The organism is Sphingomonas faeni, from assembly GCF_040407505.1.
GTDB classification, from domain to species: domain Bacteria; phylum Pseudomonadota; class Alphaproteobacteria; order Sphingomonadales; family Sphingomonadaceae; genus Sphingomonas; species Sphingomonas faeni_E.
The window spans coordinates 923,214-942,938 of record NZ_JAPZPQ010000001.1; the positions used below are offsets into that span (position 1 = coordinate 923,214).

Here is a 19,725-nt window from a genome sequence, read left to right on the forward strand (position 1 = left end):
ATGAGGCATCGCCCTACCCCAACCTGCCGATTCAGGCAAGGCTGGCGAGGGCCGGAGCGAAACGCTAGGTCGCGAGGATGACACAGGCAAAGCGTATCGTTGCGATCATCGTCGCTGCCGGGACCGGCGTGCGCGCGGGGCGATCAGTTCCTAAGCAGTTCGCGCCGATCGCCGGTCGGCCAATGATCGCCTATTCCTATGAGGCGTTCGCGACGCATCCGGCGATCGCCGAGACGATCGTCGTCGTCGCCGAGGGCCAGCAAGGCTTGGCGACCGCAGCATTAGGGGACGTGTCGATCGCCGTTGGCGGGACGACGCGCCGCGAGTCGGTCACCAACGGCCTCGCGACGGTCGGCGACGCGACGCACGTATTGATCCACGACGCCGCCCGCCCCTTCCTTTCGCACTTGGTCATCGATTCGCTCGTCGCCGCCTTGAAGACCAGGGACGCGGCCATTCCCGTCCTCCCGGTGACCGATACGCTTGCCCGCGGCAGCGTCCTGCTCGGCGACATCGTGCCGCGCGCGGACCTCAACCGGGTGCAGACCCCCCAGGCGTTTGCCGTGGAGGCACTGCGTGCCGCGCATGCCGTCTGGCCGGTGGACGAAGAGGCGACCGACGATGCACAGATGGTGCGACGGCTTGGCGTCGGCGTCGCGTTGGTGCAGGGCTCCGCGATGCTCGAGAAAGTCACGCACCCAGAAGATTTCGCGGCCGCCGAAGCGCGTGTCGCCTACGAAACCCGCACCGCGATGGGCTTCGACGTCCACCGCCTCGAAACCGGCGAGGAGCTGTGGCTCGGCGGCGTCCTGATCCCGCACGACAAGGGCTTGTCGGGGCATAGCGATGCCGACGTCGCGCTCCACGCGCTGACCGACGCGTTGCTCGGCACGATCGCGGCGGGCGATATCGGCACGCATTTCCCGCCGAGCGACCCGCAGTGGAAGGGCGCCGACTCCGCGCAGTTCCTCCAGCACGCCGCCAAGCTGATCGCCGACAAGCGCGGCCGGATCGATTTCGTCGACCTGACGATCATGTGCGAGGCGCCGAAGATCGGCCCGCACCGTACGGCGATGACCGCGCGGATCGCCGACCTGCTCGGGCTTACGCTCGACCGGGTCAGCGTCAAGGCGACGACGACCGAACGCCTCGGCTTCACCGGGCGCGGTGAGGGTATCGCCGCGCAGGCCGTTGCGACCATTCGCTTGCCCGGATCTCCGCTGTGAAGATCGTCGGCGCACTTGCCGCGATCGCACTCCTTGCCAGCCCGGCGGTCGCCCAACAGCGTTGCATCACCGGGCCCGAGGCCGAATCGCTGACGCTCGTCGCGATGCCCGACATTCTCCGCGAAACCGGTCGCGTCTGTGCGGCGCAGCTTCCCGCCAGAAGTCTCATCCGATCGCAGTCGAGTGCGTTGATCGACCGGTATCAGGTCGAGTCCGACCGGGCTTGGCCAGCGGCCCGCGCGGCGATCGTCAAGCTCAGCGATCCTGCCGTGGACGCGATGCTCGATTCGGAGTTTGCGCGACCGCTGCTGACGACGTTGCTGGTGCCGCAGATCGTCGGGCGGATCGCCACGCGCGATTGCGGGACGATCGACCGGATGGTGACGCTGCTCCAGCCCTTGCCACCACGCAACACCGCGGGCATCGTCGTCGAGACGTTGCGGTACCTCAAATCCCAGAAGTCGCGCAGCGGTGATATCGCCGCGGTGGCGATGCTGCTTTGCCCGGTGGAGACTCGCTGATGGATACGATCCTTCCCGCCGAACTGGTCGACGCCGCACGTAAAGTGGTCGAGCAGAACCGTGCGATCGGCCGCCGAGTCGCGGTCGCCGAGAGCTGCACCGGCGGGCTGGTCGCTGCCGCATTGACCGAGATTCCTGGTTCGTCGGACGTGTTCGAGGTCGGTTTCGTCACCTACTCGAACGCCGCCAAGCTCGGCGTGCTGAAGATCAGTTCCGACGTGCTCGAAACGTTCGGCGCGGTCTCGATCGCGGTGGCGTGGAGCATGGCTCAGGCCGCGCTCAAGCAGTCGGGCGCTGATATCGCCGTGGCGATTACGGGCGTGGCGGGCCCCGGTGGCGGTTCGCTCAAGAAGCCGGTCGGCACAGTGGTGTTTGGTCGCGCCGAAAAGGGCCGTGACCCATCCGACGTCCATGCCGATCGCAAGGATTTCGGCGATCTCGGTCGTGGCGGGATCCGGCTTCAGGCCGCGTTGTGCGCGCTCGAACTCTTGTTGCCGGACGCTTCGGCGCCGTAAAGCTCGGCGGCGCGGGTCTCGAACGCCCCGATCATCTTCCGCAGTGCAGCGCCGAATACCTGCCCGGCGATCATCTCGAACATCCGGTTCTTGAACGCGAAGTCGACGGTGAAGTCGACCGCGCAACCCTGTGGCTCGGGACGGAAATGCCATTCGTTGCGCAGATACTTGAGCGGGCCATCGACGTAATCGACGTTGAGTTCGCTCGGCCGGACCTTTTGCACGCGCGACGTGAACGTCTCGCGCAGCCCCTTGAAGCCGACGATCATGTCGGCGAGCGTCTCGGTCTCGGTGTTCGAGCGCACCCGCATCGCGCTGACCCAGGGCAGGAACTCGGCATAGCGACCGACATCGGCCACCAGGTCGAACATCTGCTCAGGCGTGTAGGGCAAATGGCGCGTTTCCGAATGCTTCGGCATCAGATGCGCGCGACGCCCAGCTTGGCGTCACGGTTAGCGCGCAGCCGTTCGAAATCATCGCCTGCGTGATAGCTCGACCGCGTCAGCGGCGAAGATGCGACCAGCAGGAAGCCCTTCGCGCGGGCGATTGAGGCATAGGCGTCGAACGCCTTGGGCGGCACGAACTCGGCGACCTTGGCATGGCGCGGCGTCGGCTGGAGATACTGCCCCATCGTCAGGAAATCGATGTCGGCGCAGCGCATGTCGTCCATCACCTGATGGATCTCCAGACGCTCCTCGCCGAGCCCGAGCATCACGCCGGACTTGGTGAAGATCGACGGGTCGTGGCGCTTGACGCTCTCCAGCAGCCGCAACGACGCATAGTAGCGCGCGCCTGGGCGGATCGTCGGGTAGAGCCGCGGCACCGTCTCAAGATTGTGATTGTAGACGTCGGGGCGCGCCTCGACGATCGACTCGATCGCGGCCTGCGCCTTGTTGCGGAAGTCCGGAGTCAGGATCTCGATCGTCGTCGTCGGGTTCGACGCGCGGATCGCCTGGATCACCTTCACGAATTGCGACGCGCCACCGTCCGGAAGATCGTCACGATCGACCGAGGTGATGACGATGTGGTTGAGGCCCATCTGCGCGGCCGCATCGGCGACGTTCTGCGGCTCCATCCGATCGACCGCGCGCGGCATACCGGTCTTGACGTTACAAAACGCGCAGGCGCGCGTGCAGGTGTCGCCGAGGATCATGACCGTGGCGTGCTTCTTCGACCAGCATTCGCCGATGTTCGGGCACGCCGCCTCTTCGCACACCGTCGTGAGGCTTTTGGAGCGCATCAGCTCTCGCGTCTTTGCGAAGCCAGCGGAGGTCGGCGCCTTGACGCGGATCCAGTCGGGCTTGCGCGCACGGACCGGCGCAGCCATCGAGGTCATGTCGTTCATGCACGCCAGATAGCCCCGCCCTGCCGTCGAGACAATGGCGGCGGACGCAGTCGGCGGGTTGGAACCATCGGACGAACCGGATAAAATCATGGAACCAGTTTCAACATGACAAGTTTTTCATGTTGCATCGCAAACTGATATGGAAGGCTAACCGTGCCAACTCACTTTCCGGAAATGATCGAAGGCTATCACCGCTTCAAGGACGGCCCCTGGGAGGAGCAGCGCGAGCGCTGGAAGGAACTGCAGGACGGCCAGAGCCCCAAGGTGATGATCATCGCCTGCTCCGACAGTCGCGTCGAACCTGCGCAGATTTTCGATACGCTGCCCGGCGAAGTGTTCGTCGTTCGCAACGTCGCCAACCTCGTGCCGCCGTTCGAGACGGGTGGTGGTTACCACGGCGTCTCCGCGGCGATCGAGTTCGCGGTTACCCAGCTGAAGGTCGAAGAGATCGTTGTGATGGGCCACGAGAAGTGCGGCGGGTGCAAGGCTGCGCTGACGCAGGCGTTTGCCGATGCCGATCACGGTGCAGGCGGGTTCGTGTCCGACTGGGTCAGCCTGCTTGACGGTGCCCGCGATAAGGTCATCGCAAAGTACGGTGAAGGCGCGGAGGCCGGCCGCGAGATGGAACTCGAGTCCGTCCGCACCTCGATCGCCAACCTTCGCACGTTCCCGTTCGTGACAGAGGCAGAAGCCGCCGGCACGCTGGTCCTTCGCGGCGCCTATTTCGGCATCGACAAGGGCCAGATGCTGCTGCTCAACGAGGATGACGAGTTCATCCAGGCAGAGTCGACAGAAGCCAAGTCAGCGAAGGCCTGACGCGTCAGCGAAGGCCTAACGCCTTCTCCGCCACCTTTTTGACCTTCGGGTCGAGCGGTGGCGGCACCATCGATACGCCGGCTTCGAGGCGGTCCGCGATCAGCGTCAGCGCTGCGATCCGGGCCGCCTTCTTGTCGTTGCCGTCGATCACCGTCCACGGTGCAGTCGCCGTGTCGGTGCGCGCGAACATTTCGGCCATCGCCTCCAGATAGTCTTCACGCCGCGACCGGTTGTGGAAATCGTCGAGCCCGGTCTTCCAGTGCTTCCACGGATCGTCGAGCCGCGCCTTGAGCCGGCGGTCCTGCTCCTTCTGCGTGGTATGGATGAACAGCTTGATGAGGGTCGTGCCGCTCTCGACCTGTTGCGCCTCGAACGCGTTGATCTCGTCGTAACCGTGGCGCCATTCGGTCTCGCTGGCGAACCCCTCGACACGCTCGACCAGCACACGGCCGTACCAGCTGCGATCGAACACCGCGATGTTGCCGTTCGCGGGCAGACGGTTCCAGAAGCGCCAGAGGAAATGATGCGCCTTCTCATCCGCAGTCGGTGCCGAGATCGGCCAGACCTTGTAGTTGCGCGGGTCCCATTCGGCGGAGAGACGCTGGATGATGCCGCCCTTCCCTGCCGCATCCCAGCCCTCGAACATGACGATCGCGCGCGTACCACCGACAATGTGCGCAACCTGGATATGCTCGAGGCGCTTTTGCAGCGCGGCGAGGTCGTGCTTGTACTTGCCGTCGTACTCGTCGCCGGCTTCGTAGTCGGCCAGGTGTATCGTCATGCATCACGCTCCGTCGCAAGGGTCGGGATCTGAACGTTCCAGGCGCCCCGTCGGCGCAGGACGAACCAATAATAGGCGATCGACAGCAGGATCTGCGCGGCCGTCATGATCAGACCGGGGCGTCCCTCCTCGAGATCGAGCCAACTCGTCCAGCAGACATAGCCGAGCGCGAGCAGCGTCACCACCGGAGCGATTGGGTAGAACGGCATCTGGTAGGGGGCGTGGGCGGTCTTGCCGGTACGCCTGCCGACCATCGCCGCGACGCAGATACCCGTGTAGATCGCGACGAGGCCGGTGCCGCTGAGCACCAGCAGCAACTGGAGCGGCAGAAAGCACGCGACGATCCCGAACCCGCCGACCAGCAACGTGCCGACCCAGGGCGAGCCGAACTTCGGGTGGACCTGCATCATCCATCGGTCGAGCGGGCGGCCCCAGCTTCCGTCGCGCGCGGTACCGTAGAAGAAGCGCGCGCAGGCGAGGATGCAGGCGATCACCGCGTTAACGATCGCGACGACGACGCCGATCGAGATCCAGTTTGCCGTCGTCGTGCCGCTGCGCGGGGCGACGAGCAGGCCGAACGGGTCGTCGGCGGTAAGCGTGGCGTGGAGATCGGGCGCGCCGACGAGGACCGCGACGATCGGGATGCCCTCGAACAGCAGCGTGAGTGCGAGCGCCCCCATGATCGCGCGCGCGATCAGCCGGGGGGCGTCGAGCATCTCTTCTCCAAAATACACCGCCGCGCCGTAGCCGTTGAGCGCAAAGATCGCGATCGAGGTGGCGAGGCCGATCGAGGCGGCGGACGCGGGGACGAGATTGGCCCCTTGCGGCATCACCGGGTGGAGCAATAGGTCGCCGATCGGGCGAACGGTATCGGCGAACCCGAGCCAGACAACCGCGCCGATCGCCAGCATCTCGATCAGCAGGAAGAGCCCGGTCAGCCAGGCGTTGACGCGGATCTGGAGGATTGCGACGAGCGTCGATCCGGCGACCACGGCGATCGCAACGGGGATCTGCGGCAGGCCGGGAACCAGCGTTCCGAGCACGGCGCTGACGCCCAGCCCTGCGACCGGGGGGAAGAGCAGGTTATTGAAGACGTTGACGCCGAGCATGACGAACCCCGCCATCGGCCCGAGCGTGTGCGCGACTGCGACATACTCGCCGCCTGCTACCGGCCACGCGGAGGAGAGTTCGGCGTACACGAATGCGGTGGCAACGCAGACGAGTCCGGCGAGCAGCGTTGCCCACACCGCACCGGTGCCGGCGACCTGGAGCATGCCGGGGACGATGACGAACACCGATGATGCCGGGGTCGCGACGGAGAGGGTGAGGAACAGGACGCCCGAGACGCCGAGACTGCGGACGAGGCTTGGCGCCGGTGTCATCTGATCGTCGCGCATGCCAACCCCTTATCGTGCAGAGGTATTTGCATGGTTAGTTGAGTGGGGAAAGCGGTGGAGGAGATAACGTCTTTCCCTCGCCCCTTCGGGGAGAGGGAGGGGCCCGCCCGCGCTTGCGGGTGGGAGGGTGAGGGGAGTTTGGCGCGCACCAACCTCCCCTCACCCTCTCCCCGTAGGGGCGAGGGACAGAGAGAAGCTACCCCGCGTTCGGCGCGACCACCTTGGTCGCATCCTTTGGACCATCTACCGTCAACCGGATGTTGAGTTCCTTCAACTGCTTGGCGCTGACCGGGCTCGGCGCGCCCATCATCAGGTCCTCGGCCTTCTGGTTCATCGGGAACAGCACGACTTCGCGGATGTTCGGCTCGCCCGCGAGCAGCATGACCATCCGGTCGATCCCCGGCGCCGAGCCGCCATGCGGCGGTGCACCGACCTTGAACGCGTTGATCATGCCCGCGAAGTTCGTGTCGACATCGGCCTGCGTGTAGCCGGCGATCTCGAACGCCTTGTACATGATTTCCGGACGATGGTTCCGGATCGCGCCCGACGACAGCTCGACGCCGTTGCAGACGATGTCGTACTGATACGCGAGGATATCGAGCGGGTCCTTGGTCTCCAGTGCCTCCATCTCGCCCTGCGGCATCGAGAAGGGGTTGTGGCTGAAATCGACCTTCTTCGCGTCCTCGTCATATTCGAACATCGGGAAGTCAACGATCCAGCAGAACTCGAACCGGTTCTCGTCGATCAGGCCAAGGTCCGCGCCGATCCGCGCGCGCGCAGCGCCCGCGAGCTTGGAGGCGGGCAGTTCCGTGCCGGCGGCGAAGAAAATGCCGTCGTTCGGACCGAGCCCCATCTCGGCGATCAGCTTCCGCGTGGCTTCCTCGCCGTGGTTCTTGGCGATCGGGCCGCCGAGTTCGCCGTTCTTCTGCGTGATGTAGCCGAGCCCGGCATGCCCCTCGGCGCGCGCCCAGTCGTTCATGTCGGTGAAGAATTTCCGCGACTTGTCGGCGGTGTTCGGCGCCGGGATCGCGCGAACCACGTCACCGCCTGCGACGATGCCCGCAAACAGGCCGAAGCCCGAGTCGACGAAGTGATGGCCGACGTCGTGGATCAGGATCGGGTTGCGCAGGTCAGGCTTGTCGCTGCCGTATTTCAGCATCGATTCGCGGTAGGGGATGCGCTTGAACGGGAGCGCCGAAACCTGGCGCCCCTTGCCCTGCCAGTCTGCGAACTCCTCGAACACGCCGTGCAGTACGGGCTCGATCGCATTGAACACGTCGTCCTGCGTGACGAAGCTCATCTCGAAATCGAGCTGGTAGAACTCGCCCGGCGAACGATCGGCACGTGCGTCCTCGTCGCGGAAGCACGGCGCGATCTGGAAATAGCGGTCGAAGCCGGCGACCATCAGCAGCTGCTTGAACATCTGCGGCGCCTGTGGGAGCGCGTAGAATTTGCCCGGATGGACGCGGCTCGGCACCAGATAATCGCGCGCGCCTTCGGGCGACGATGCGGTCAGGATCGGCGTCTGGAATTCGGTGAACCCTTGCGAATTCATCCGGTTGCGCAGCGACGTTATCACTTGGCTGCGGAGCATGATGTTGGCGTGCAGCCGCTCGCGACGCAGGTCGAGATACCGATAGCGCAGGCGGATATCCTCGGGATACTCCGCCTCGCCCGCGACCGGCATCGGCAGTTCGCCGGCCATCGACTGGACGGTCGCGGCGTTCGCGCGGATCTCGATACCGCCGGTCGGCAGGTTCGGGTTCACGGCTTCCGGCGCCCGGGCCGTAACCTTGCCGGTGATCGTGACGACGCTCTCGCTCTTCAGGCCTTCGATGACCTTGAAGACCGGGCCCGACACGTCGGTGACGATCTGCGTGATGCCGTAGTGATCGCGCAGATCGATGAAGACGAGGTCGCCGTGATCGCGCTTCTTGTGGACCCAGCCGGAGACGCGGACCTCTTCGCCGACCTGTTCGGGGCGGAGGGCGGCGCAGTTGTGGGTGCGATAGGCGTGCATGATGGGTCTTCTCGGACGATAAACAGGTGGTCCGCGCTTCCCTTCATCACCCGCCTTTGTCAACCTCGACGACCCTCGCTATGGAAACCCCATGCATATCCACCCGCTTATCTCCGACAGTGCCACTCTCGCCAATCTGTGCGCGCGCATGGCCGACGCCGACTATGTGTGCGTCGACACCGAATTCATGCGCGAGAGCACCTATTACCCGGAACTCTGCCTGATCCAGATCGCCGACGACAAGGAAGCCGCGGCGATCGACCCGATGGCGCCGGGGATCGACCTCAAGCCGCTGCTCGACCTGCTCGTCGAGAATCACGACGTGCTGAAGGTCGTCCATGCCGGCGGGCAGGACATCGAGATCGTCTACAACCTCACCGGCAAGACGCCCTTCCCGCTGTTCGACACGCAGGTCGCGGCGATGGCGCTCGGCCAGGGCGAGCAGATCGGCTATTCGAACCTCGTCGACAGCTGGCTCGGGATCGCGGTCGACAAGGGCGCGCGGTTTACCGATTGGGCGCGCCGGCCGCTCGACGCGCGGCAGATCGAATATGCGATCGGCGACGTCACGCATTTGTCGAAGATCTTCCCGAAGATGCTCGAGCGGTTGCGCAAGACCGGGCGCGGGGTGTGGCTCGATCAGGAGATGGAGCGGCTTGGCGACATTGCCAATTATGCGAACGATCCCGATCTTGCGTGGAAGCGCGTGCGGATTTCGGGGCGCAAGCCTGACGTGCTGGGCAGGTTGAAGGCGCTGGCGCGGTGGCGGGAACTCGAAGCGCAGGCGAAGGATTTGCCGCGTGGGCGGATCGTCAAGGACGAGACGCTCGGCGACATGGCGGGTCATCCGCCGCGGAAGCAGGCCGACCTCGCGCGGGTGCGTGGGTTGTCGGCGACTTGGGCCGGCAACGATATTGGTGGTCGCTTGATGGCGGCGATCGAGGGTGCGCAGCCGCTTGGCGACGACGAGATGCCGCCGCGCGACGATCGTAAGCCGGGGCTCGGCAAGGAAGGGTCGCTGGTCGCGGATCTCCTCAAGCTGTTGCTCAAGATCCGCTCGCGAGACATTGACGTCGCATCGAAATTGCTTGCACGCACCGATGAACTCGAGGCTTTGGCGGCGGGCGTGCGGACCGGACTGCCGATGCTCGAAGGGTGGCGGTTCGATCAGTTCGGACGCGATGCGCTCGATCTGGTCGAGGGACGACTGGCGTTTGCGGTCATCGGCGGCAAGCTGAAGATGACGCGTACGGAGGATGCCGCATGAGGATCGTTCTGGTCACAGCGTTGGTCGCCACGGCGGCGTGTACGCCGGTCGAGATGCGTGGCGAGACGCCGGCCGCTGCACCGGTGGCTGCGGCGTGCAATGCCGACTCGCTGGGCGATCTGGTCGGCAAGCGGGCTAGCGATGCCCGGGCCGATGTGATGCAGACCCGGTCGGGAGCGCGGACGCTGCGCTGGATCGCCCCTAATACCGCGGTGACGATGGATTTCCGGCCTGACCGGCTGAATGTCTATGTTGATGCGAAGGGGCGGATCGAACGCTTCACCTGCGCCTGAAGCTGCTCGGTATATCCTCCCCTTGCAGGGGAGGTGGCTGGCACTTGCCAGACGGAGGGGTGCCTTTCTCTCGATAGCGCGATACCCCTCCGTCAGTCCTGCGGACTGCCACCTCCCCTGCTAGGGGAGGAATTTAGCTGAGGGCCAACACGGCTTTGCGGCCTAACGCGGTCGCCAGCGCGGTATGGCGACGTTCTACCGCCTCTCCGTAAAGCCCGCGATCGTCCGAGCGGAGCGTCAGCGTCAAGCAGACCCCGTCGTCCGCGAGGCTGGAGCGTTTCAGCGGTCCGGCCAGGCCGCCGCTCATGCGCTGGCCAAGGCGCATTGCCAGCCCCCACGCGGTCGCGCTCTTTACCGCCGCTGGACTCGCCAGGCGTCCCACCGGATCCGCGGCGGCCAAGTCGCCGCCGAGGCTCGTGTAAAGCGCTTGCGCCAGCATGCCCCGGCCTGGAGCGTCGATCGCCACCCAATTGCCGTGCAGCGCGACCTCTACGCCGCGTTCGGCGCGGAACTCCGGATTGGCCCGCCAGCCAACGTCGGCGAGCAGGCATGCGGTATGACGGAGTCGCGCCATTGCAGGCGGCTCGGTGGTGAATAACGGCGCGAGCCAGCGATCGAGCAGGTCGCCGTGCTCGGGAAACCGGCCAAGCAGGCGGCCTTCTTCGCGGGCTGCAACGATCAGGGGGTCGAGCGTGCGGTCTGCGGGCTTCAGATGTTCGTAGAGCAGCCCTTCGCGCAGACCGTATGCCGATACGACCGTCGTCTTGCTGCCGAGTTGGCGCATCAGCACGCCGAGCAACGCGGCTGCGTCCGCCAGCGTCGCGGTACGGCCTGAAGACAAGCCGGGGATCGCCTTCAGGCGGGGCTTCGAAAGCTGCGGGATCGTTCGGCTCAACCGCGTGATGGTCGCGGCGGTCATCGGGTATTGATGGATGATCGGTAGCGGATAATTCGACAGCTCCATGTCGAGACGCGCCAGCGCACGCCACGATCCGCCGACGAGGTAGAGCGGAAGCCCCTGCCCCTTGGCCGTCCAGCCAGCCTCGCGGACCAACCGCGCCACATAGCGTTCGAGCACCTTGCCGCGCTTGGCGCGAAGCGGGCCGATGCGAAGTACGCCCAAGGGAAACGAAACGCGGTCCTCGATCTTGCCGCGGCGAACGCGGACGAGTTCGAGACTGCCGCCGCCGAGATCGCCGACGATGCCATCTGCATCGGGGATCGCCGAGAGCACGCCGTAGCCGGCCGCGCTGGCTTCCTGCTCGCCGGAAAGAGTCTCGACCTTGAGGCCGAGTTGTTCAGCGGTTGCAATGAGTTCGCCGCCGTTCTTCGCATCACGCACCGCCGCCGTTGCGACTGTACGAAGCGTCGAGCACTCCATCTCGCGCGCGACGGCAGCAAACCGCGCCAACGCGACACGCGCTGTCTTTAGCGCCGACTTCTCGATCGACCCAGTCGCCGCGAGGCCGCGACCGAGGCCGGCGAGCACCTTCTCGTTGAACCGGATCGCGGGCAGCCGTGGTGGCCCCTGATACACCACCAGACGGATCGAGTTCGAGCCGATGTCGATGATCCCGGTGCGCGGGTGATCATCTGTCTCCGCCTTGGGGGGCGAATTGCCAAACAGGACGCTGGTAACGCTCATCGTTTTCGGCGGAGCGACAGCGTTGGCACGGCATTGCTGGTCGCGAGCGAGGCGCCGCGGCCGGAGAGCGAAGGATTCGTCATGAAATACCGATGCAGATTGAACGGGCGGTCGCCGGGATCGACGCGGCTATATTCGCCGTCGGGGCCTAGCTCCCAACTCTGCTCGTTGTCGATCAGGTTCGCGACCATGACCTGATCTAGGATCTGGTCGTGGACGGTCGGGTTCAGGATCGGCAGCATATATTCGACGCGGCGGTCGAAGTTGCGCGGCATCCAGTCGGCGGACGAGATGAATAGCTTCGCACCGTCGTTGGGGAGCGCCTTGCCGTTGCCAAACGCCCAGATCCGGCTGTGCTCCAGAAAGCGCCCGATCACCGACTTCACGCGGATCGTCTCGGACAGACCGGGAACACCCGGGCGCAGGCAGCAAATGCCGCGGATGATGAGGTCGATCTCGACCCCTGCCCCGCTCGCTTCGTACAGCTTCTCGATCACAGCCGGGTCGACCAGCGAGTTCATCTTTGCCCAGACGCCGGCGGGCTTGCCGGACCGCGCGTTGGCGATCTCGACGTCGATCAGGTTCATCAGGTTCTGGCGAAGGTCGCGCGGCGACAGGCTGACGCGCGCCATGTCGGTCGGTTCGACATAGCCGGTGATATAGTTGAACATCTGCGCTGCATCGCGCCCGACCGCGGCGTCGGCGGTGAAGAAGCTGAGGTCGGTGTAGATCTTGGCCGTGACCGGGTGATAATTGCCCGTGCCGAAGTGGCAGTAGGTGCGGAACGCCTGACCTTCGCGGCGGACCACCAGCGAGACCTTGGCGTGCGTCTTCCAGTCGATGAAGCCGTATACGACCTGTACGCCCGCACGCTCTAGCGCGGAGGCCCAGACCATGTTCTGTTCTTCGTCGAACCGCGCCTTCAGCTCGACGACGGCGGTGACGGACTTGCCCGCCTCGGCGGCTGTGATCAGTGCGTTGATGACCGCGGGCTGCTTGCCGGCGCGGTAGAGCGTCTGCTTGATCGCCACCACATCCGGGTCGTTCGCCGCCTGTTTCAGAAAGGCGAGCACTACTTCGAACGTCTCGTATGGGTGGTGGACGACGATGTCCTTGGCCTTGATCGCCGCAAAGCAATCGCCGCCGAATTCGCGGATCCGCTCGGGAAAGCGTGGCGTGAAGGGCGGGAACTTCAGGTCGGGGCGATCCTCGTCAACCAGCCCGTCGAGATCGACGATGCCGAGAAGATTGCCGCTCTCGGTGATGATCGCGTCGGCGCCGCCGAGTTCGTCCTTGAGGACGGCGGCGAGCACGTCGGGGATGCCGGTTTCGAGTTCCAGACGGATCACGCGGCCGCGGCGGCGGCGCTTGATCGCGTTGGCGAAGTAGCGAACGAGGTCCTCGGCTTCCTCCTCGATCTCCATGTCGCTGTCGCGCAGCACGCGGAAGCTGGCGGCGGCGAGGACTTCGTAGCCGGGGAACAGGACCGGCGCGAACCGCTTCAGGATCGATTCGATCGAGATGTAGCGGGCAGGCTCGCCGGGCAGGCGGACGAAGCGCGTCATCGTGTGTGGAAGCATGACAAGCTCGCGGACCGGCTCGTTATCCGAACGGCGGACGAGGTCGAAGATTACCGACAGGCCGCGGTTCGGGATGAACGGGAACGGGTGTGCGGGGTCGAGCGCCTGCGGGGTCAGGATCGGGAAAATCTGATCGCGAAAATGCGTTTCGAGCCACTCGTCGGCCTCACCCTCGACCGCCTCGCGCCGGAGGACGAACAGTCCGGCTTCGTCGAGCAGCACGCGGAGATCGCCCCACACCGCCTGCTGGCTGGCCATGAGTTCGTCGGCCTCGCGGACGATCGCGGTCAGCTGCTGGCCCGCGGTCAGCCCGTCCGCCGAGCGTCGATCGACGTCCTGCGTCTGCTGCCCCTTCAAGCCGGCGACGCGGACCATGAAGAACTCGTCGAGGTTAGAGCCCGAGATCGACAAGAAGCGAAGCCGCTCGAGCAGCGGATGCGCAGGGTTGCAAGCCTCCTCCAACACACGCCGGTTGAACGCGAGCCAGGACAGCTCGCGGTTGAAAAACCGGTCGTTCGGCTCTGCGCCGATGGGATCGTCGTCGTCTTCCGATTGGCGGACGATATGGGCTGGACGGTTCATCGGGCCTCTTGGGAGCTTATGGTGGCGTGAAGAGCGGGAGGTCGAGAGCGAGTTGCGGCCGGAGGATCAGCCCGGCCTCGGTGAGTGTGGTTCGTGCAAGAGGAATGGACAAGCGCTTGCGACGTTCCATCGCCTCCTGATCGAGCGCATCGACGGTTCGCGTTACGGTAATATGACTGCGCTCGATTCTGGTCGCGAGCCAGTCGATCAGATCGGGCCGTGCATCGAGGCTGCGCCGCTCGAACAGATGCGCCAGCAACAACCGCATCAGCTCGTCGTCGGGCGCGCCGATCGCCGCGATCGGGCTGGCGGCGAGGCGCGAACGGAGGTCGGGGAGCTTCACCTTCCATTCGGGCGGCGCGGCGTCGGCGACGATGAGCAGCGGCCTGTGCTCCTCCTGCGCGCGGTTCCAGGCGTGGAACAGCTGTGCCTCGGGCACGCGCTCGGCATCGTCGATGATCGTCCCGCCGCTCTTCGCCGCAAAAATGCGCGCGAGCAGACTGCGGCCCGATTTACGCGGGCCGGTGAGGATGGCGGTCATGACGGGCCAGGTCGCGGTGTGCTCCAGCGTATGGACCGCGCGCGAGTTGGAGGGGGTAACCAGGAAGGCGTCGTCGCGAGGGTCCGCCGGCCACCCGAGTGGCAGCGCAATTTGAGTCATCTTGGTCGCGCTCACCCTGTCGTCGCATTGTCCGCGGGCAAGTCCGGCGGAAGAAGTTGGGCGACCCGGCGGATGCGGATCGTCTGGCCGGAGCCGAATACCTGGTAGCCGCGCGCTTCGAGCGCGGTCTTCAGCGCCGCAGGGTCGCCATCGTACGCGACGCGCATCAGCGAGACGCCACCGAGCGCAAGGCTGGTTGTTGCGGCCGAGCGTACGCCGGGAATCGCACGGAGTGCGGCTTCGGTCGAGGAGACGTTTGCTGCCGCGGGCGTGTCGAACTGGACGATGATCGAGATGCCGGCGCCGCCGGTCAGGACCGCGGTGTTAGCGTCGGCAGTCTCGTCTGTGGGCAGGTCGTCGATCACCGCGGCTTCGGGCGGCGGCGGTGGCGACAGGCTGTAGTCGACGCGGAGCGAGCCGTTGCGACGTGCCTGCTGATACAGGTCGTCGATCCGCTTCACGCCGGTGTCGAGCAATTGCGCGATGCCGTCTGGCGTGCCGACCCGCAGCGTGAAGCTGCCGATCAGGTCGTTGTCGGGGCCGTGGCGCGCTTCGAACACGCCGATCACCGGGCCGCCGGGCCATTGGCGATAGAGCTTCACGACCGGGGTGAGCACGTCGCTCGCGCCATATTGGTCGAGAATCGTCCGCCACCAGCCGCGGCCGGGACGCTGCGTCTGGCCGACGTTGAGCAGGAGCGCGTCGGGGCCGGAGCCGGACGGGCGGACATAGTCGATGCTGCTGTTGCCGGTGCGATAGCGCGCCCAGGCCTGCTGCCACTGCGTACTCTGCTCGAACGCCTGGCCGACGCCACCCGAATATTGGACGGGGATGACGAGCATCGGCTGCGAACGATCGGAATAGGTCGAGATGCCGAGGATCGATCCGGCTCGGCCGCGATCGAACAGCACGCCGAGCTTGGCGATGTAGCGCTGCGGGCCGATCTGTTCGTTCTCGACGACGATCCCGGAGACGAGCGAATCGAGCGTGCCATCGGAAACGAGACCGCCACCACCGCCGAGCCGGTTCGACAATTGGACCCAGGCCTTGCGCTGGGCGAGCCGCCAGCCGCTGTAGCGCGCGGCGTCCGCCGTCTTGCCGGCGACATCGACCGTGACGCCGCTCACCTCGTACGCGCTGCCGCTGTCGACCGGGGCTGCGCCTCGGCTGCCGCCTTCGATCTGCGCGAGCACGGCTCCACCGCTCAGCAGGAGAGCGGCGCCAGCAAGCGCGGTGGGAAGGGTACGGATACGCATCAAGCGGGCCTTTTGGCGAAGCAGACGTGGAAATCCAAGCGCGATGTGGCTAGCAGCACCGATCATGACCGATACGCCAGACTCCGCCGCTCCCGCTTCGGGCCCTTATACCTACGCTCAGGCGGGCGTTTCGATCGCCGCGGGCAACGCGCTGGTGCGGGCGATCGCGCCGCTCGCGCGCTCGACCCGTAGGCCGGGGGCGGATGCCGATCTCGGCGGGTTCGGGGGGATGTTCGATCTCAAGGCTGCGGGGTTCGTCGATCCTTTGCTGGTCGCGGCGAACGACGGCGTGGGCACCAAGCTGAAGCTGGCGATCGAATGGGACCGGCATGAGGGCGTCGGCGTCGACCTCGTCGCGATGTGCGTCAACGACCTGATCGTCCAGGGCGCCGAGCCGCTGTTTTTCCTCGATTATTATGCGAGCGGGAAGCTCGATGCGGCGGTTGCCGAGCGCGTCGTGGCGTCGATCGCGGAAGGCTGCAAGACCGCGGGTTGCGCACTGATCGGGGGCGAAACCGCCGAGATGCCGGGCATGTATGCGGACGGCGATTACGACTTGGCGGGCTTCTGCGTCGGCGCGGTCGAGCGGACCAACGTGCTGACCGGGCGCGAGATCGCCGCAGGCGACGTGATGCTCGGGTTGGCATCGTCGGGCGTGCATTCGAACGGGTTCTCGCTCGTGCGTCGTCTCGCCACCGATCGCGGGTGGAAGCTCGATCGGCCTGCGCTGTTTGACCAGGACCGGTTGCTGATCGATCACCTGATGGCGCCGACTCGCATCTATGTCGCGAGCCTGCTGCCCTTGCTGCGCGAGCGCCGGATCAAGGGCCTGGCGCATATCACCGGCGGTGGCCTGCTCGAGAACATCCCTCGCGTGCTGCCCGACGGTGTGCATGCGGTGGTCGATGCGGACGCGTGGGAGCAGTCGCGGTTGATGGCGTTCCTACAGGCGCAGGGCGCGATCGAGCCGGAGGAGATGGCGCGGACCTTCAACTGCGGGATCGGCATGGTCGTGATCGTCAGCGCCGACGAGGCCGAAGCGGTGACCGCGGCGCTGGAGGCGGCGGACGAGACGGTGTTCACGATCGGGCGGATCGAGGCGGGCACGCATGGCTGCACGGTGCGCGGGTCGGCCGGCACGTGGAGCGCGCGCGAGGACTGGACTGCGACGCATGGCTGAGAAGACGCGGATCGGCGTGCTGATCTCCGGGCGCGGATCGAACATGATGGCGCTGGTCGGCGCGTCGCGCGCGGCGGAGTGTCCGTACGAGATCGCGCTTGTCGCGTCGGACAAGCCGGGCGCGGCCGGGCTCGACTGGGCTCGGTCGGAGGGCTTGGCGACGTTCGCGCGCTCGCCGAAAGGTTTGGGGAAGCCGGCCTATGAGGCCGCTATCGATGCGGCGTTGCGCGGGGCTGGTGTCGAGGTCGTTGCCCTCGCCGGCTACATGCGGCTCCTGTCGGACGGGTTCGTCGCGGCGTGGCGGGACCGGATCGTCAATATCCATCCGTCGCTGCTGCCCAAGTACAAGGGCCTCGATACGCATGCGCGGGCGATCGCGGCAGGAGATGCGGTCGGCGGGTGCTCGGTGCATGTCGTGACCGAGGAGCTCGATGGCGGCGTGGTGCTGGGTCAGGCCGAGGTGCCGATCCTTGCCGGCGACGATGCGGATGCGCTTGCGCGTCGCGTTCTGGCGGCCGAACATGCTTTGTACCCGAAGACCTTGGCGGAGTTCGTGACGCGATGACCGATCTGTCCCCCCTCGACCGCGTTCGTGCGGCGGCTCTTGCCTTGCCCGAGACCGAGGAGAAGGTTTCACACGGCCAGCCGACCTTCTTCGTGGCCAACAAGCAGTTCGCGCAGTTCCGGGCGGATCATCACGGCGATGGACTGACACTGGTGTGCGTGAAGACCAGCGGCACCGATGAACAGACGACGTTGATCGAGGCGAACCCGGCAATGTATTCGCGGCCGGCGTATCTTGGCGCGACTGGTTGGGTCGGGATGAATGTTGCCGGCGATCCCGATTGGGCGCTGGTCGAGGACCGGATCGCGCGGAGTTGGGAACTGGCGGCCCCTGCCCGATTGCTGGAGGCTGGCGGACGATGAGCACCGAGACTCCGACCGAACGGCGCGAGGCTGCGGCGACGCGGCGGCGTTGGGTGACGCTGGCAGAGGTGGTTGCGGTCGCGGGCGTTCTGATCGCCGCGCTGACGTTGTGGACCAACTGGTCGGATCACCGTGCTAACGAGGCCGACAAGATCGCCGCGCAATCGAGTGCGGCGCGGGAGCGGACGAAGATCGATCTGTCGGCGATCGTGCAGGATGGCGGCAACACGCTGTTGTTGAAGGACGCGCGGCATGATCTTCAGGACGTGACGGTGACGTTTCCACGGTCGTTGGGGGTTTCGCCACAGCGACCGCCGGCCGAGCCGGTTATCGATGCGTCGTGGTTCTCGGCGCCGTTGCTGAAGCTTACCGATGGCGGGTCGGACGATCGTGCGGGACGGCTGCCGGTGCTGGTGAGTGTGCAGTATTTCGATGGGGATACCACACGGTCGGCTAGCGGGATCTACGACGTGATCTGGAAGACGCATGGTCGGAGGATCCTGGGTCGCTCGTTCAAGCTTGAGGGACTGCGGGTTCGCCAGCTTGGTGGCGATCAGGCGAAACTCGATGCTATCTGGGCGAAAGAGAAGCCGGCGACGTAAGTCGCGTACCGCTAAACGGCACCACCCCGGCGGAGGCCGGGGTCCAATTGGGGAACGTTGCTAACAGAGGGCAGCGTTCCGTTACTGCGACCTTTCCGATTGGGCCCCGGCCTTCGCCGGGGTGGTAGCGCTGCTGTGCAGTGCAGAGCTTTCGCCGGGGAAACTTAGATCGCTCGCGCGTAGACCGGGTCGTCGTGGAGCGTGGTGCCGACCATGAATTGGCGGGCGCCGATTACCTTGAAGCCTTGGCGTTCGTAGAAGGCTCGGGCGCGGGTGTTCTGGTCCCATACGCCTAGCAGCACTCGGGTGCGGGCTGCCGACGCGGCGTCTCCAAGGGCGCGGGCCATCAGGGCGGCGCCCAGGCCTGTGCCTTGGGCCTGCTTCATGAGGTAGATCCGGCGGAGTTCTATGTCCGCGGGGCCGGGTTCGATCGGAAAGTCCGGAGCGGTCAGCACCGTGTAGCCGATCGGCGCGTGGCCGGGCTCGTATTCGGCCAGCGTCACGATCGTGGCGGGATCGACCAGCCACGTTTCGAACGCGGCGATGCTGTTGTTGCGCGTGCAATGGGCGACGATGTCGGCGCCGGACAGCACGGTCGCATAGGTGTCGAGGAACGTGGCGGATGCGACGAGCGATAGCGCGGGCGCATCGCCCGGCTCAGCCCGTCGCAGCCGCCAGGTCATCAGCCGACGATTTCTTCGGGCTTGAAGAAGTACGCGATCTCGATCTCGGCGTTCTCGTCCGAGTCCGAACCGTGGACCGAATTGGCTTCGATCGACTCGGCGAGTTCCTTGCGGATTGTGCCGGGCTCTGCGTTGGCGGGGTTGGTGGCGCCCATGATGTCGCGGTTGCGCTGCATCGCGTTCTCGCCTTCGAGAACTTGGACGACGACCGGGCCCGAAATCATGAACGAGACGAGCTCGCCGAAGAACGGACGCTCCTTGTGGACCGCGTAGAAGCCTTCGGCCTGCTCGCGGGTCATCTGGATGCGCTTCGAAGCGACGACGCGCAGGCCGGCTTCCTCGAGCATCTTGGTGACCGCACCGGTCAGGTTGCGGCGGGTTGCGTCGGGCTTGATGATCGAAAAGGTACGGTTCGCGGCCATGATGGT

21 protein-coding genes are annotated in these 19,725 nt (G+C 65.8%); 10 read left to right on the forward strand and 11 right to left on the reverse strand.

The annotated features are described in order from the left end of the window. The first annotated feature begins 77 nt into the window (after positions 1-77). Genes O6X71_RS04230 through O6X71_RS04240 form a run of 3 tightly spaced genes read left to right on the forward strand, consistent with a single transcriptional unit; the run spans position 78 to position 2,262 of the window. Positions 78-1,226 carry a bifunctional 2-C-methyl-D-erythritol 4-phosphate cytidylyltransferase/2-C-methyl-D-erythritol 2,4-cyclodiphosphate synthase gene (locus O6X71_RS04230; RefSeq protein ID WP_353464593.1) on the forward strand — a complete coding sequence of 383 codons (1,149 nt, stop codon included), beginning with the start codon at positions 78-80 and terminating at the stop codon, positions 1,224-1,226. Beyond that, positions 1,223-1,747 carry a hypothetical protein gene (locus tag O6X71_RS04235; protein WP_353464594.1) on the forward strand — a complete coding sequence of 175 codons (525 nt, stop codon included), beginning with the start codon at positions 1,223-1,225 and terminating at the stop codon, positions 1,745-1,747. Before O6X71_RS04230 ends, O6X71_RS04235 begins: the two co-directional genes overlap by 4 nt. Further along, on the forward strand, positions 1,747-2,262 hold the full coding sequence (locus tag O6X71_RS04240; RefSeq protein ID WP_056048893.1) for a CinA family protein: 516 nt from the start codon (positions 1,747-1,749) through the stop codon (positions 2,260-2,262). Before O6X71_RS04235 ends, O6X71_RS04240 begins: the two co-directional genes overlap by 1 nt. Here the strand turns inward: O6X71_RS04240 and O6X71_RS04245 are convergent. Together O6X71_RS04245 and lipA are read right to left on the reverse strand one after the other, a co-directional pair. Further along, a complete protein-coding gene (locus tag O6X71_RS04245; RefSeq protein WP_353464595.1) occupies positions 2,208-2,681 on the reverse strand; it encodes a type II toxin-antitoxin system RatA family toxin in 474 nt (157 codons plus the stop codon). The two genes, O6X71_RS04240 and O6X71_RS04245, sit on opposite strands and share 55 nt — an antisense overlap. Beyond that, complete coding sequence (lipA, locus tag O6X71_RS04250) at positions 2,681-3,607, reverse strand: lipoyl synthase (RefSeq protein WP_353464596.1); 927 nt, start codon at positions 3,605-3,607, stop codon at positions 2,681-2,683. Before lipA ends, O6X71_RS04245 begins: the two co-directional genes overlap by 1 nt. A gap of 174 nt (positions 3,608-3,781) precedes the next feature. Between lipA and O6X71_RS04255 the strand changes: the two genes are divergently transcribed. Continuing rightward, positions 3,782-4,423 carry a carbonic anhydrase gene (locus O6X71_RS04255; protein ID WP_353465062.1) on the forward strand — a complete coding sequence of 214 codons (642 nt, stop codon included), beginning with the start codon at positions 3,782-3,784 and terminating at the stop codon, positions 4,421-4,423. Between the two features lie 4 nt (positions 4,424-4,427). Here O6X71_RS04255 and O6X71_RS04260 read toward each other — a convergent pair whose 3' ends face one another. From O6X71_RS04260 to aspS, 3 genes are all read right to left on the reverse strand, one after another. Further along, positions 4,428-5,204, reverse strand: a complete 777-nt coding sequence (locus O6X71_RS04260) for a polyphosphate kinase 2 family protein (protein WP_353434407.1) — start codon at positions 5,202-5,204, stop codon at positions 4,428-4,430. Next, the gene (locus O6X71_RS04265; RefSeq protein ID WP_353464597.1) at positions 5,201-6,601 is read right to left on the reverse strand and encodes an APC family permease; all 1,401 of its coding nucleotides are present in this window, start codon (positions 6,599-6,601) and stop codon (positions 5,201-5,203) included. Before O6X71_RS04265 ends, O6X71_RS04260 begins: the two co-directional genes overlap by 4 nt. 196 nt (positions 6,602-6,797) lie before the next feature. Continuing rightward, the gene (gene aspS, locus O6X71_RS04270) at positions 6,798-8,621 is read right to left on the reverse strand and encodes an aspartate--tRNA ligase (RefSeq protein ID WP_353464598.1); all 1,824 of its coding nucleotides are present in this window, start codon (positions 8,619-8,621) and stop codon (positions 6,798-6,800) included. 91 nt (positions 8,622-8,712) lie between these two features. On the opposite strand from aspS, the gene rnd reads away from it, so the two are divergent. Together rnd and O6X71_RS04280 are read left to right on the forward strand one after the other, a co-directional pair. Beyond that, entirely contained in the window at positions 8,713-9,888 is a 1,176-nt protein-coding gene (rnd, locus tag O6X71_RS04275; protein WP_353464599.1) for a ribonuclease D, read from the forward strand. After that, a complete protein-coding gene (locus O6X71_RS04280; protein WP_353464600.1) occupies positions 9,885-10,181 on the forward strand; it encodes an I78 family peptidase inhibitor in 297 nt (98 codons plus the stop codon). The genes rnd and O6X71_RS04280 overlap by 4 nt, the downstream gene beginning before the upstream one ends. 133 nt (positions 10,182-10,314) lie before the next feature. Here the strand turns inward: O6X71_RS04280 and O6X71_RS04285 are convergent, their stop codons facing one another. The 4 genes from O6X71_RS04285 to O6X71_RS04300 are packed head-to-tail and all read right to left on the reverse strand — an operon-like array spanning position 10,315 to position 15,905. After that, positions 10,315-11,826: a Ppx/GppA family phosphatase gene (locus O6X71_RS04285; protein ID WP_353464601.1), complete on the reverse strand. Its 1,512-nt coding sequence runs from the start codon at positions 11,824-11,826 to the stop codon at positions 10,315-10,317. Further along, entirely contained in the window at positions 11,823-13,988 is a 2,166-nt protein-coding gene (locus O6X71_RS04290; RefSeq protein WP_353464602.1) for an RNA degradosome polyphosphate kinase, read from the reverse strand. The genes O6X71_RS04285 and O6X71_RS04290 overlap by 4 nt, the downstream gene beginning before the upstream one ends. Positions 13,989-14,004: 16 nt before the next feature. Further along, positions 14,005-14,649 (reverse strand): HdaA/DnaA family protein, encoded by a 645-nt coding sequence (locus O6X71_RS04295; RefSeq protein WP_056050416.1) that lies wholly within the window; start codon positions 14,647-14,649, stop codon positions 14,005-14,007. An 11-nt stretch (positions 14,650-14,660) separates the two neighbouring features. Continuing rightward, positions 14,661-15,905 carry a heavy-metal-associated domain-containing protein gene (locus O6X71_RS04300; protein ID WP_353464603.1) on the reverse strand — a complete coding sequence of 415 codons (1,245 nt, stop codon included), beginning with the start codon at positions 15,903-15,905 and terminating at the stop codon, positions 14,661-14,663. Positions 15,906-15,969: 64 nt separating this feature from the next. On the opposite strand from O6X71_RS04300, the gene purM reads away from it, so the two are divergent. Genes purM through O6X71_RS04320 form a run of 4 tightly spaced genes read left to right on the forward strand, consistent with a single transcriptional unit; the run spans position 15,970 to position 18,614 of the window. Beyond that, positions 15,970-17,085 (forward strand): phosphoribosylformylglycinamidine cyclo-ligase, encoded by a 1,116-nt coding sequence (gene purM, locus O6X71_RS04305; protein ID WP_353464604.1) that lies wholly within the window; start codon positions 15,970-15,972, stop codon positions 17,083-17,085. Beyond that, the gene (gene purN, locus O6X71_RS04310) at positions 17,078-17,650 is read left to right on the forward strand and encodes a phosphoribosylglycinamide formyltransferase (RefSeq protein ID WP_353464605.1); all 573 of its coding nucleotides are present in this window, start codon (positions 17,078-17,080) and stop codon (positions 17,648-17,650) included. The genes purM and purN overlap by 8 nt, the downstream gene beginning before the upstream one ends. Continuing rightward, positions 17,647-18,012, forward strand: coding sequence for an MmcQ/YjbR family DNA-binding protein (locus O6X71_RS04315; RefSeq protein ID WP_353464606.1), 366 nt, complete (start codon positions 17,647-17,649; stop codon positions 18,010-18,012). Before purN ends, O6X71_RS04315 begins: the two co-directional genes overlap by 4 nt. Beyond that, on the forward strand, positions 18,009-18,614 hold the full coding sequence (locus O6X71_RS04320; protein ID WP_353464607.1) for a hypothetical protein: 606 nt from the start codon (positions 18,009-18,011) through the stop codon (positions 18,612-18,614). The genes O6X71_RS04315 and O6X71_RS04320 overlap by 4 nt, the downstream gene beginning before the upstream one ends. A 164-nt stretch (positions 18,615-18,778) precedes the next feature. On the opposite strand, the gene O6X71_RS04325 is transcribed toward O6X71_RS04320, so the two are convergent. Next, entirely contained in the window at positions 18,779-19,297 is a 519-nt protein-coding gene (locus tag O6X71_RS04325) for a GNAT family N-acetyltransferase (RefSeq protein WP_353464608.1), read from the reverse strand. After that, entirely contained in the window at positions 19,297-19,719 is a 423-nt protein-coding gene (ndk, locus tag O6X71_RS04330; protein WP_031393391.1) for a nucleoside-diphosphate kinase, read from the reverse strand. The genes O6X71_RS04325 and ndk overlap by 1 nt, the downstream gene beginning before the upstream one ends. Positions 19,720-19,725: the final 6 nt, after the last annotated feature.